The sequence below is a fragment of the Euzebyales bacterium genome, assembly GCA_035461305.1.
Lineage (GTDB): Bacteria > Actinomycetota > Nitriliruptoria > Euzebyales > JAHELV01 > JAHELV01.
Genome location: DATHVN010000050.1, coordinates 14,879 through 27,545, shown reverse-complemented (window position 1 = coordinate 27,545; position 12,667 = coordinate 14,879). Strand labels below are relative to the sequence as shown.

Annotated in this window: 9 protein-coding genes; 6 read left to right on the top strand and 3 right to left on the bottom strand. The window is 72.8% G+C overall.

The window, feature by feature from the left end:
* Positions 1 to 40 precede the first annotated feature (40 nt).
* Complete coding sequence (locus VK923_04690; GenBank protein HSJ43965.1) at positions 41 to 1,264, top strand: MFS transporter; 1,224 nt, start codon at positions 41 to 43, stop codon at positions 1,262 to 1,264.
* Here the strand turns inward: VK923_04690 and VK923_04685 are convergent, their stop codons facing one another.
* Positions 1,265 to 2,272, bottom strand: coding sequence for a LacI family DNA-binding transcriptional regulator (locus VK923_04685; protein HSJ43964.1), 1,008 nt, complete (start codon positions 2,270 to 2,272; stop codon positions 1,265 to 1,267).
* A gap of 118 nt (positions 2,273 to 2,390) precedes the next feature.
* Between VK923_04685 and VK923_04680 the strand changes: the two genes are divergently transcribed.
* The 3 genes from VK923_04680 to VK923_04670 all read left to right on the top strand — a co-directional run bounded on the left by VK923_04680 (position 2,391) and on the right by VK923_04670 (position 6,701).
* Positions 2,391 to 3,599 (top strand): M24 family metallopeptidase, encoded by a 1,209-nt coding sequence (locus VK923_04680; protein HSJ43963.1) that lies wholly within the window; start codon positions 2,391 to 2,393, stop codon positions 3,597 to 3,599.
* Positions 3,596 to 5,821: a xanthine dehydrogenase family protein molybdopterin-binding subunit gene (locus VK923_04675; protein HSJ43962.1), complete on the top strand. Its 2,226-nt coding sequence runs from the start codon at positions 3,596 to 3,598 to the stop codon at positions 5,819 to 5,821. Before VK923_04680 ends, VK923_04675 begins: the two co-directional genes overlap by 4 nt.
* A gap of 364 nt (positions 5,822 to 6,185) precedes the next feature.
* Positions 6,186 to 6,701 (top strand): DinB family protein, encoded by a 516-nt coding sequence (locus VK923_04670; GenBank protein HSJ43961.1) that lies wholly within the window; start codon positions 6,186 to 6,188, stop codon positions 6,699 to 6,701.
* Between the two features lie 33 nt (positions 6,702 to 6,734).
* Here the strand turns inward: VK923_04670 and VK923_04665 are convergent, their stop codons facing one another.
* Together VK923_04665 and VK923_04660 are read right to left on the bottom strand one after the other, a co-directional pair.
* Entirely contained in the window at positions 6,735 to 8,291 is a 1,557-nt protein-coding gene (locus VK923_04665) for an AMP-binding protein (protein ID HSJ43960.1), read from the bottom strand.
* Complete coding sequence (locus VK923_04660) at positions 8,288 to 9,049, bottom strand: enoyl-CoA hydratase/isomerase family protein (GenBank protein ID HSJ43959.1); 762 nt, start codon at positions 9,047 to 9,049, stop codon at positions 8,288 to 8,290. Before VK923_04660 ends, VK923_04665 begins: the two co-directional genes overlap by 4 nt.
* A gap of 74 nt (positions 9,050 to 9,123) precedes the next feature.
* On the opposite strand from VK923_04660, the gene VK923_04655 reads away from it, so the two are divergent.
* Positions 9,124 to 11,184, top strand: a complete 2,061-nt coding sequence (locus tag VK923_04655) for an AAA family ATPase (protein HSJ43958.1) — start codon at positions 9,124 to 9,126, stop codon at positions 11,182 to 11,184.
* A 69-nt stretch (positions 11,185 to 11,253) separates the two neighbouring features.
* Positions 11,254 to 12,630, top strand: a complete 1,377-nt coding sequence (locus tag VK923_04650; GenBank protein ID HSJ43957.1) for an FAD-dependent monooxygenase — start codon at positions 11,254 to 11,256, stop codon at positions 12,628 to 12,630.
* Positions 12,631 to 12,667 lie beyond the last annotated feature (37 nt).

Sequence of the window (12,667 nt, the reverse complement as noted above, 5' to 3'; positions counted from 1 at the left end):
GTGGAGCGTGGCGGCGCAATCGTTTGTAGCGTAGAGGGAGATGCCGCGGCCCACCACGACCGACCCGTCCCGTTCCCCCACCGCATCGCGGTACCCGCTGCTGGCCGGCGTCGGCGCAGCGGTGCTGGTGCTGTCGACGGCGGCATTCTTCCGCGTGCCCCTGCTCCCCGAGATCGGTCGGGACCTGTCGATGTCGGCGACCCAACTCGGGATCATCACGAGCATGTATGCCGCGGGGCGGTTGCTGACCGACCTGCCGGCGGGGAGGCTGCTCGAGCGCGTGCACCCCGCGGCGCTGTTGTCGGCGTCGGCAACACTGATGGTCGTGGGTAGTCTGGCGCTGGCAGCCGCGGGGCTGCCCGTGGCGGCCTACGTCGCGGCCTTCACGCTGGGCATCTCGTCGGCGGTGACCAACGCCACGGGCATGCACGCGTTCTCCGTCACGGTGCCGACGCGGCGGCGCGGGACCGCGCTGGCAGTGTTCTCGACCGCGCTGCTTGGGGGGCAGGCGTTGGGGCCGTTGGCCGCCGGCGGCATCGCAGCCGCGTCGTCGTGGCGGGTGGCCGAGGTCGTCGCGGCCGGCGCCTGTGCGGTCCTGGCCCTGGCGCTGCTCGTACTGCGGCGCCGCAACCGGAGCCGACCCCGGGTGCGCATCCCACCCGATCCCGACACCGCCGAGCCGTCGGATGCGGTGCGCATCCACACCGGTCCGGGAGCGCACCGGGCACTGCTGGCGGTGTCGTTCGCGATGTTCTTCACGCTCGGCGCGATGCCGCAGACATTGATCCCGCTGATCGGTGCGGACCAGTTGCAGCTCGGCGTGTCGACGATCGGCGTGGCTCTGGGGGTTGGCGGTGCCTGCCGCCTGGTCGGCGGGTTCGTCGGTGGCACGCTGGCCGACCGCGTCTCGCGACGTGCGGCGCTGCTGCCCGGCCTGCTGCTGCAGGCCGTCGGCGTCGCGCTGGTCATCGGTCCTGGCGTGCCGTGGTGGCTGGCCGGCATCGTCGTGATGTCCCTGGCGTCATGGAGCATCTCCGTCGGCGCGACCGTCCTCGCCGACCTCGCCGCCGAGGGCGAGCTGGGACCGCAGCTTGGGCGCTTCCGCTTCACCGGCGACGTCGGGCTGATCGTCGGGCCGCTGGTGGCCACCCAGCTGTTCGAGCGCCTCGGGCCCGCGCCGACGATGATGGCCATCGCTGGCCTGCTGGTCTCGGCGGCAGTGTGGTGTGCGGTCAGCGTCCCCGAGACACGCGCCCGCGCGTGATCACACCGGACCAGTCGACGCGCGCCGCACGAGCGTCGGCGTCAGCCGTACCTGCTCGGGCTCAGCGTGGGCGTCGTTGATCAGGTTCAGGATCAGCTGCGCCGCACGCAGGCCGAGCTGGTAATGCGGGATCCGGATGGTCGTCAGCGGCGGGCACAGTTTGTCTGCGAACAGCATGTCGTTGTAGCCGACCACCGACATGTCGACCCCGATCTGCAGGTCGCGCTCGTTGGCCACGTCGTAGCAGCCGATCGCGATCAGGTCGTTGGCGGCGACGATCGCCGTGGTGTCGGGGCAACGGTCCAGCAGGGTCCGGCACGCCGTGGCGCCGGGCGCCTCGCGGAACCAGTCGGCGAACACGATGCGGTCGCGGTTGACCGGCAGGCCGGCGCGTTGCATCGACGCGACGAAGCTGTCGTGGCGCAGCAGGCCGGTCGAGGTCCGCTGCGGTCCCGCGACGTGCGCGATGCGGGTGTGGCCGAGGTCGACCAGATGATCGACGGCCAACTCGATGCCGACGCGGTCGTCGCCGAGCACCGACGGCACCCTCGGGTCGTCGATCGTGCGGTTGACGAGCACCGTCGGCAGGCCGCCGTCCATGAGCTTGGCGATGATCGGTGACGGCTCGCGCTCGGTCGTGGCCAGGATCAGCCCGTCGATCCGACGGCCGAGCAGCGCCGAGATGACCGTGCGCTCCTTGGCGGGATCGTTGTCGGTGTTGCCGAGGATGACGGTGTAGTGCGCGCCGCCAAGTCCGTCCTCGATGCCACGCACGATCGGCGGGAACAGCGGGTTGGTCAGGTCGGGCAGCAGCATGCCGACCGTGTGCGTCCGGTTGGTCTTGAGCGCGCGGGCGAGCGAATCGGGCTGGTACCCCAGGTCGTTGGCCGCCTGCAGCACACGCTCGACCGTCTTGTCGTCGACGAGCGAGCGCGTGTGCTCGTTGATCGCACGCGACGCCGTGGACGGGTGCACCCCGGCCCGATCGGCGACATCGCGCAAGGTCACCCGACGTCCCAGCATTGCGACGCATCGTACCAAGTAGCCGTCTCCACCTGGTGGTTCGCGAGGCGCGGTTGCCTGCTATAACGGGGGAACAAACGTTTGCATCAACGAAACGGTCGCCATGGGTCGCACACAGCAGGCACCGGCCGGTGTGGCGGCGCTGTTGGGCACCTCGACTCCGCGCTTCTCCGACGCCGAGCGTCGGCGTCGCCGCGACGCCATCGCCGGCCTGCTCGACGCGTACGACCTGCGCGCCGTCGTGGTGTACGGGGCCCACCGTGCCGGCACGGCCATCGGGTGGCTGACCGGGTGGCCGACGACCCGCGAGGCGGCGCTGGTCCTCGACCACTCCGGTCACGACGTGCTGTACGTCCAGTTCCGCAACCACGTCCCGCAGGCCCGTACCCTCGCGCACACCGAGCTCGACGTCCGCTGGGCCGGCGGGTCGACGATCGACACGGTGCTCGCCGAGCTGGCCACGCGCGGCCCGGCTGGGCGGGTCGGCATCATCGGTCCGCTCCCCCACACAGCCGCAGACCGCCTGGACGCCGCGGGCGTGACCCGCGTCGGCCTCGACCGCGCCTACACCGCCATGCGGCTGGTCAAGTCCGATGAGGAGGTCGCCTGGCTACGCGCCGGGGCCTGGCTGAGTGACCTCGGCATCTCCGCCCTGACCGACGGTCTGCGGCCGGGGATCACCGAGCAGGAAGCCGTCGCGCTCGCCGAGCACCCGTGCGCGACCCACGGCGGGTCGATGCACATCTGCTACCTGGCCAGCACCGCCATGGACGACCCCCATCGCTGCGTTCCGGGCCAGTTTCCCACCGCCAGGAGGCTGGCCCGAGGCGACGTGGTCGTCGTCGAGCTGTCCGCCGCGTTCCACGGCTACGCCGGGCAGGTCCTACGGACGTTCACGGTCGATGCCCCGCTGTCGCCGCTGCACCGCCGGCTGCACGGCATCGCAGAGGCGGCACGCGACGCCCTGCTGGGGATCATCCGCGACGGGACGACGCCGGCGCAGCTGCGTGACGCTGCGGGTGTGATCGAGGACGCAGGCCTGACCACCTGCGACGACGTGGTCCACGGCTTCGGTGGCGGGTACCTGCCACCGGTGGTCGCCTCACGCAGCCACACCGACGCCCCGCTGCCCGACCAGCCGCTGGCGGCGGGCATGACCGTCGTGGTGCAGCCCAACGTGGTGACGCTCGACGGCCGTGCGGGCGTGCAGACCGGCGAGCTGGTCCTGGTCACGCCGACCGGGTACGAGCGGCTGCACACCGCCACGCCCGGGGTCATCGCCACCGGCCCGGCTGGGGCGGTACCCCGGTGACCGCGATCGGGCGCCGCGAGGACCCACGACTGGTCACCGGGCGCGGACGCTACGTGTCGGGTCTGCGCCGTGACGGGATGCTCCACTGCGCGTTCGCCCGCAGTTCGATCGCGCACGGCGTGGTCGAGGCCGTCGTGGCCGAGAAGGCGACGCCGGGAGTCTCGGTGCTGACCGCCGCCGACCTGGATCTGCGCCCGTTGCGCGGGCGCGTGCCTCACCTGGACAACCCCGCGATGGCGCGACCGCCGCTGGCGACCGATCGCGTGCGCTACGTCGGCGAGCCCGTCGCGGTCGCGCTGAGCGAGGACCCCGCCGCCGCCGTCGACGCCGCCGGGCTCGTGCGCATGGACATCGCCCCGCTGCCGACGGTCGTCGGGGTCGACGCCGCGCTGGCGGGCACCACGCTGCTGTTCGACGCCGCAGGTGACAACGTCGTCGGCACGACCGAGACGGGCGACCACGTCGACCTCGACCGCTGGCCGGTGTGCGTCGGCCTGACCGTCGAGAACCAGCGCCTGGCGCCGCTGGCGATCGAGCCGCTGGCCATCGTGGCCGAGCCCGACGGCGAGGGCGGGCTGACCGTGTGGTGCGGGCACCAGGCGCCTCACCGCCTGAAGGCGCAGCTGTCGCAGCTGCTCGGCCTCGACCGCCTGCGGGTGATCGTGCCTGACGTCGGCGGTGCCTTCGGCATGAAGGGCATGCTGTTCCCCGAGTACGTCGTGGTCGCCGCCTGCGCGCTGCGCACCAGTCGGCCGGTCGGCTGGACCGAGTCGCGCACCGAGCACTTCCTCGGCGGCACCCACGGGCGGTCGATGCGCCACCGGATCCGGCTCGCCGGTGAGCGGTCCGGCCGTCTGCGTGCCGCCGAGATCGACATCACCGCCAACGTCGGCGCCTACCCCCACAACGGCGCGTTGATCCCGACGCTGTCGGCATGGGTCGCGCAGGGTCCCTACGACCTCGAGCAGCTGCGGGTCCGCACGACGAGCGTCGTGACCAACGGCGCACCCACCGGCAGCTACCGCGGTGCGGGCAGGCCCGAGGCCGCCTACGCCCTCGAGCGGGCCGTCGACGCCTTCGCCCACGCCGCCGGGGTCGACCCCGTGGCCGTGCGGCACGCCAGCCTCATCCGGTCCACGCAGCTGCCCTACCGCACTCGGACGGGAGCGCTGTACGACAGCGGCGACTACGCCGGCGCGCTGGACCGCGCGCTCGAGCTCATCGGCGCCGACGACGTCCGTGCGGCGCAGCGGGACGGCCCGACCGGCGGCATCGCGCTCGGCCTCGGGGTCGCCGTCTTCATCGAGCGCGCCGGCGGCAGTCCCGACTCCAGCGAGTACGCCAGGGTCGAGCTGACCGCCGACGGCCCCGAGGCGCGTGTGGGCACCGCCGACAGCGGGCAGGGCCACGCGACCGTGTGGAGCGGCATCGTCGCGGACGTCCTGGGCGGCGACCCCGATGACGTCACGGTGATCGCCGGCGACACCGCGGCGGTCGCCGAGGGCACGGGCACGTTCGCCAGCCGCTCGGCACAGTTGGCCGGCTCGGCGCTGCACCGCACGGCCGGCGCGGTCCGTGAGCGCGTCACCCTGGTCGCCGGCGCCATGCTCGAGGTCAACGCGCGTGACCTCGTCGTCAACGGTGACGCGGTGCGCGTGGCCGGCGACCCCACCGGCGGCGTCACGTTGGCGCAGGTCATCGAACGCGCCGCCGCCGACGGCGTGTCGCTGGCCGCCGACGAGGCGTGGTCGGCCAAGGCGCAGACCTTCCCGTACGGCGCGTACGCGGCGGTCGTCGCCGTCGACCTGGCCACTGGCCTCGTCACGCTGCGGCGGATCGTGGCGGTCGACGACTGCGGGCGGGTGCTGCACCCGGCGATCGTCGAGGGCCAGACGCACGGCTCGCTGGCGCAGGGCATCGGCCAGGCGCTGTACGAGCAGGTGCACTACGGCCCCGACGGCCAGCCGCAGGTGTCCAGCCTGGTCGACTACAACGCGCCGTGTGCACCCGACCTGCCGCACTTCACGACCGACCGGCTCGTCAGCCCCGCGCCGTCGAATCCACTGGGTGTGAAGGGCGCTGGAGAGGCCGGCTGCATCGGCGCGCCGCCGGCGATCGTCAACGCCACGCTCGACGCGCTGCGCCCCCATGGCGTCACCCACCTCGACATGCCGCTGCACCCTGAGCGGGTGTGGCGGGCGCTGCAGTCCGCCAGCGCCTGAGCACGCCGGCCGCCCGCGATGGGCGTCTGGGACGCAGGCAGTTGAACCACCGGCCGCATGACCCGATGTGCCCCCCCCCGGTGCGCATGGGCGGACCGTGAGGACGCAACCGTCCCGACCGACGGGCGCAACCGGCTGCACCTCGCGGCAGCAGCGACGCGGCCGCGACGGCCAGCCGGATCGTCGAGCTCGGCGGCCAGGAGCTGGAACGGCACGAGATCCAGGGTTCGAGTGGACCGTCTTCGCCGACCCCGAGGGCAACGAGTTCTGCATCGCGCGGGCCGACCCGGACGCCCACGTCTGACGATGCGGCGCGTCGGCACTCGACGGACCGCGACGATGTGACGATGTGTACGGTGCTGTCATGCACCGACGGGCCCCCGACGAGACAGCCGACGAGCGCACGCAGCTGACCCAGTTCCTCGACCACCAGCGCGCGACCATCCTCATGAAGGTCGAGGGCGTCGACCGCGAGCAGATGAACGCCACGACGGCGGCGTCAGACCTGACGCTCGCCGCGCTGCTCAAGCACCTCGCCGTCGTCGAGTACGGCTGGTGCCGCGTCACGCTGCTCGGTGACGAGCCGGCGCCGTGGTACGCCCACGTCGATGGCGAAGCCGATCCCGACTGGGACTTCCGGACGGCGGCCGACGACGATCCCGCGGAGCTGGTCGCGCTGTACGAGCGGACCTGCGAGCGCAGCCGGGAGGCCGTGGCGTCGGTCGGCTCGCTCGACGACCTGTCGGTCAACCTCCGGCCGCGCACGGGTCAGCGGGTCAACGTGCGATGGATCCTGCTGAACGTGATCGAGGAGACCGCCCGCCACGCCGGTCACGCAGACCTGCTGCGCGAGGCGATCGACGGCGCGAAGGGCAGCTGACGCTGGGCCGCACCCGAGCGGCGGCGGCACGGGTCAGGCGCTGTCGCGTCGGGACATGTCGATCAGGTCGCCGTTCGGCGGACCGACGCGGTGCTTGGCCACGCGCTCGGACGGCGTGTGCGGGAGCGCACCGCGGAACTCCCAGTAGCGCGGCACCTTGAAGCAGGCGAGCCGGTCGGCGAGGTAGGCATGCAGCTCCCGGGCCGTCGTCGAGCCGTCGGCAGCCGTGACCACCACGGCACGCAGCTCCTCGCCGACCACGTCGTCGGGCACGCCCAGCACCGCGCACTCCAGCACGGCGGGATGGGTCACCAGCGTCGTCTCGACCTCCGCCGCGGCGACGTTCTCCCCCGCCCGCCGGATCGTGTCCTTGTGCCGGCCACGCAGGGTGAGCCGGCCCGCGGGGTCACGGACGACCAGGTCGCCGGTGTGTGCCCAGCCATCGGCGAAGAACGCCGCGCTTGCCTCGGGATCGTCGACGTAGCCGTCCATCATCCCGAGCCCGCGCAGCAGCAGCTGCCCCTCGTCCCCGTCCACCACGTCGATGCCGTCGGCGTCGACGACGCGGGCCTCGCAGTGGGCCAGCACCCGGCCCAGGCTGCCCGTGCCCACCAACTCATCGTGCTCGTCGTCGAGCACCGCGATGTTCAGCCCGGTCTCGGTCATGCCGAACACCTCGTGCCAGGGCACGCCCCAGCGCCGCTCCAGCTCGGCGTGCAGGTCCGGCGGGATCGCCGAGCATGACACGCGCCGCAGGCGGTGCGCGCGGTCGTGCGCCGCGGGCGGCTGACGCAGCAGCAGCACCGGCATCGTCGCCAGGCAGTAGAAGACCGTCACGCCGAAGCTGGCGACGTCGCGTATGAAGGTCGAGGGATGGAAGCCGTCAAGGACGACGAGTTCGGCCCCCACCCGCAGCGCCGCCACGGTGTTCCACAGCGGGTCGATGTAGGAGAACGGTTGGGCCGTCAGCAGGACGTCGTCTCCGCTGAGGCCGAGCAGGTCGACGGCGCCCTGCCCGATCTGCTGCCAGTAGCGGTGGCTGAGCATGCAGCCCTTGGGGAGCCCGGTCGTGCCCGAGGTGTACTGGATGTTGGCCAGCGCGGCCGCGCTGATGGCCGTCGGTGGTGGCGTCCCGGCGGCGTCGGGCCAGGTGTCGCAATCGACCTCCTCGATCGCGATCGACTGCTCGATGCCGTCGGTGGCCGCCGCGACGAGGTGCCGCGTCGACTCGTCGGCCAGCACGAGGCGGGTGCGGCTGTGGTCCAGCAGGTAGCGCGCGTCGACCGGACCGGAGCGCTTGTTGACCGGGACGGCTGTCATGCCCGCCGACACCACACCCAACCAGGCGATCGGAAACGCCAGGGTGTTGGCCATCACCAGGCCGACACGATCGCCGACCCGCATCCCCTGATCGGCGAGCAGGGTGCGGACGCCAGCCACACGGCTGGACAGCGAGGCGAACGACACGACCGCATCGTCACCTGACCGCAGCGCCACTCGATCGCCGTGCTCGGCCGCGCGGTGGTCGACCAGATCGCCCAGCGCCCAATCGAGGTTGACCGGTCGCCGCAGCCTGGCCTGGCCGTTCATCGGGCGCGGTCGCGGAACGCCGCGGCACCCGTCGTCGCGATGCCGGCGCCGAACACCTCAAGGGCGATCTCGGTCTCGCGCCGCATCGCGGCCTCGACGGCGGCCCGGTCCGGACGCAGCATGCGCAGGTGCCAGCGCGTCGCGGCGGTCGATGCGGTCCACCGTCTCATACGCGCGATCGCGGCGGCCAGCGGGTCGTCGGCGACGTCGGTGAGCAAGCCGAGGCGCAGCGCCTCGTCGGCCTCGATCCGGCCGCCGTCGAGGATCAGCGGGAGCGCCCCCGCACGCAGGGCGCGCGGCAGCAGGTACGTCGAGCCGTTCGAGATCGTCAGCCCGAGACTGTTCTCGGGAAACAGGAGGAAGGCGTCCGGCGCGCCGATGCGCGCGTCGCACGCCAGCGTGAGCTCGGCGGCACCGCCCACGGCCAGGCCGTTGACCGCGGCGATCACCGGCACGTCGGTCTCGAGCACCGCGCGCGTGAGGTCCTGGAACCCGGCGATCAGTGCCTCGAACCCGTCGCGGTCGAGGTCGGCCGTCGCGTCCAGGTCGTCACCTGCCGAGAACGCCCGGCCGGTCCCGGTGAGCACCAGTCCGTCGGCTGTGGCCGCGTGACCGCGGATCGCCACCGCGAGGTCGGGCAGCATGGCCGGCGACAGAGCGTTGAGCTTGTCGGCTCGGTCGATGCGCACCACGGCGAGGGTGCCCACTCGAGCCGCGACGAGGTGCTCGCCCGCTGGCTGCCACGTCAGCTCGTCCATACGCGGGAGTCTACGGACCCCGGCAATGGACCGGCACCGTGCTGTGGTCCCCGGCCACCCGATAGGGTGAGGGCATGGCTGCTGCCGACGCATCGGACACGCTCGGCGACGTGTTGGCGAGCCGCAGACGCCAAGTGTTCGTCGGTCGGACGGCGCATCGCGAGCTGTTCCGCGCGGTGCTCGCGGGGGCGTCACCGTTCGCCGTCCTGTACGTGCACGGTCCCGGCGGCATCGGCAAGACCCAGCTGCTCGACGCGTTGGCCGACGACGCGCACGACGCCGGTGTGACCGTCGTGCGCCACGACGGACGCGAGCTGACGCCGACGGTCGCCGCGGTGCGTGCAGCGCTCGTCGGCATCACCGACGTCGACGGACCCATCGTGCTGCTGATCGACTCCTACGACCTCCTCGAGGCCGTCGACGGGTGGATCCGGGACGACCTGCTGCCGACAATGCCCGCTGGCACGGTGACCGTGCTCGCCGGACGGAACCCACCGGGTGCGGGATGGCGCGCGGACCCCGGGTGGCGGGACCTGCTGCGGATCGTGTCGCTGCGCAACCTGACGCCCGACGAGAGCCGCACGTACCTGCAGCGCTGCGGCGTCGATCCGGCCGTGCACGACGAGTTGGCCGGCATCTCCCACGGGCACCCGCTCACGTTGTCGCTGCTCGCCGACACCGCCGCCGACGGTGACGCCGGGCCGGACGCCGACCCGATGACGCCCGACATCGTCGGCGTGCTGGTCCGCCGCTTCGTCGATGTCGTGCCGACCGGCCTGCAGCGCCGGGCGCTTGAGGCCAGCGCGCTGGCACGCGTCACCACCGAGGCGCTGCTGCGCGACGCGCTGGACCTCGACGACGCGACCGACGTGTTCGCCTGGCTACGGCAGCTGTCGTTCGTCGAGAGCGGATCGGACGGCGCGTTCCCCCACGACCTCGCGCGGGACGTGCTGGACCGCGACCTGCGGTGGCGTGACCCGCAGGGCTACGCGACCGTCTTCCGTCGCGTGCGCGCACACATCCACGATCGGCTCGCCACGTTGCGCGGCCACGAGCAGCAGCGCGCGCTGTTCGACGAGAAGTTCGTGTTCCGCAACCTGCCGAGCATCCTGTCGCCCGTCGACTGGGACGCCTGGGGACGGCGGTACGCCGAGCCCGCCCGCCCGGAGGACCGCGACGCGATCGTCACATTGGTGGGCGGCGCCGAGGGCGAGGCGTCGGCGGCGATCGCACAGCGCTGGTGGGAGCTGCAGCCCGAGGCGTTCCACGTGCTGCGACGTCCCAACGGCGACGTCCGAGGCGTGCTGGGGCTCGTCGAGCTCGCCGCGGTCGCTGACGACGGCCTGGCGTGGGATCCTGGCGCCGCGGCGGCGATGGCCCACGCCGGCGCGACCGCGCCACCACGCCCGGGCGAGTTGGTCACCCTCACGCGGTTCGTCGTCGACGCCGAGTGCTACCAGGACCCCTCGCCGACGCTGAACGCGACGCCGATCCTGACGCTGCAGCGGTACCTGCAGCAGTCGAACCTCAGCTGGGACTTCCTCGCGCTCGCCGAGCCCGACCGCTGGGACGCCTACTTCGCGGTCGCCGACCTGGCACGGGTCGAGGGCGGGGATTTCACGGTCGGCGGACGCTGCTACGGGCTGTTCGCGCACGACTTCCGGCGGGTCGGTGTCGACGGCTGGCTTGAGCTGATCACCGAGCGCGCGCTCGCACAGGACCCGACGCTGCCGCCGCCAACGGCGCCGGAGGTGCTGGTCCTGTCACAGCCCGACTTCACGGATGCCGTGCGCCAGGCGCTGCGTGACCTGCGCCGCCCCGACCTGCTGCAGCGCAACCCGCTGCTGCGCACCCGCCTGCTCCGCGAGCGGATCGCCGCCGAGCCCGACGTCGATGCCCTGCGCGCCTGCCTCGACGAGGCCATCGACACCCTGCGCGACCACCCACGCGACGACAAGCTGCTGCGCGCCGTCGACCGGACCTACCTACGGCCCGCCGCAACGCAAGAAGCGGCGGCCGAGGTGCTCGGGCTGCCGTGGAGCACCTACCGGCGCCATCTGACGAAGGGCGTCGAACGCATCGTGTCGTGGCTGTGGGAGCGCGAGGTCTACGCAGTCCGGACCGAGCAGAAGTGAACACGTTCTGGTCTGGAGACCGGACAACCGCGCACGCCACCTTCGCATGGACTGTGAAGGAGGCACACGATGATCCCGCACGACATGAACCACGCACTGGTGCTCGGCGGCGGCATGGCGGGACTGCTGACCGCACGCGTGCTCGCCGACGCCTACTGCCGGGTCACGGTTGTCGACCGCGACGACCTGTCGACCGGTCCGCAGCCGCGACGGGGAACGCCGCAGGCACGTCACGTCCACGCACTGCTCGCCGGGGGGCAGCAGGCGGTCGAGGAGCTGTTCCCCGGGATCACCGACGCGCTGCGGGCCGCGGGAGCCCCGGTGGGCGACGTGCTCGACGACACCAGGCTGTACTTCTCAGGACACCGGCTGCGCCAGGCGCCCAGCGACCTGACGCTGATCCACGTCAGCCGCGGCCTGCTCGAGTCGGCGGTTCGTGCCCGCGTCGCAGCCCGGCCCGACGTCACGATGCTCGACCGTTGCGACGTCGTCGGAGTTGCGATGTCACGCGGGGGCGATCGCGTCCGCGGCGTCCGGCTGCTCCGCCGCGCGGACGGCAGCGCCGAGGAGGAACTCGCCGCCGACCTGGTGGTCGACGCCTCTGGCCGCGGCTCGCGACTCGGAGCATGGTTGGAGCAGCTGGGGCGGACACGACCCTGCGACGAGCAGCTACCGATCGGCGTGGGCTACGCGACGCGACGCTACCGCCTCGGTCGCGACGCGCTCGGTGGCGACCTCGGCGTTCTGCACGGGCTCACGCCGCAGCAGGCGCGCGGCGGTGCCCTCGCGCTGGTCGAGGACGGACAGGCCATGGTGACGCTGGCGGGCATGCTCGGCGACCAGCCACCCACCGACCCCGAGGGCTTCACCGACTTCGCCCGCTCGCTGCACTTCTCCGACATCGCGGACGCGATGTCTGACGCCGAGCCGCTGGACGACGCCGTCGCCTACCGCTTCCCTGCCGCCACCCGCCGCCGCTACGACCGTCTCGCGGACATGCCGGCACGCGTCGTGGCCGTCGGTGACAGCGTGTGCAGCCTCAACCCGATCTACGGCCAGGGCATGACGGTCGCGGCGCAACAGGCGCTCACGCTGCGGCGGCACCTGCGTCGCCACGGACGGCCGCGGCATCCGGACCTCCAGCGCGATCTCGTGCGCGCGACCGACGTCGCTTGGAGCATGTCGCGCGGAGCCGACCTCGCCTTCCCGGGGGTCGACGGTGCCCGCACGGCCGGCACGCGGATCGTCGGCGCCTATGTCACCCGGGTGCACGCCGCCGCGGCGGTCGACGCCGCGGTCGGACGGGCGTTCATGCGCGTGTCAGGGATGGTGGCACCTCCCTCGGCGCTGCTGCGTCCCGACGTGGCGGCACGGGTCCTGTGGCGCGGCGCAGGGCGGAGCAGGCCCTGGACGAGCGACGACCGGTCACCCGTGTCCACCGCATAGCCGGCGTGGCGGTTGCGTTCGCCACCGTCTCCCGGCA

Coding starts and splice junctions, on each gene's coding strand:
- VK923_04690 (HSJ43965.1), top strand. CDS start 41: ATGCCGCGGCCCACCACGACCGACCCGTCCCGTTCCCCCACCGCATCG.
- VK923_04670 (HSJ43961.1), top strand. CDS start 6,186: ATGCACCGACGGGCCCCCGACGAGACAGCCGACGAGCGCACGCAGCTG.
- VK923_04665 (HSJ43960.1), bottom strand. CDS start 8,291: ATGAACGGCCAGGCCAGGCTGCGGCGACCGGTCAACCTCGATTGGGCG.
- VK923_04680 (HSJ43963.1), top strand. CDS start 2,391: ATGGGTCGCACACAGCAGGCACCGGCCGGTGTGGCGGCGCTGTTGGGC.
- VK923_04655 (HSJ43958.1), top strand. CDS start 9,124: ATGGCTGCTGCCGACGCATCGGACACGCTCGGCGACGTGTTGGCGAGC.
- VK923_04660 (HSJ43959.1), bottom strand. CDS start 9,049: ATGGACGAGCTGACGTGGCAGCCAGCGGGCGAGCACCTCGTCGCGGCT.
- VK923_04650 (HSJ43957.1), top strand. CDS start 11,254: ATGATCCCGCACGACATGAACCACGCACTGGTGCTCGGCGGCGGCATG.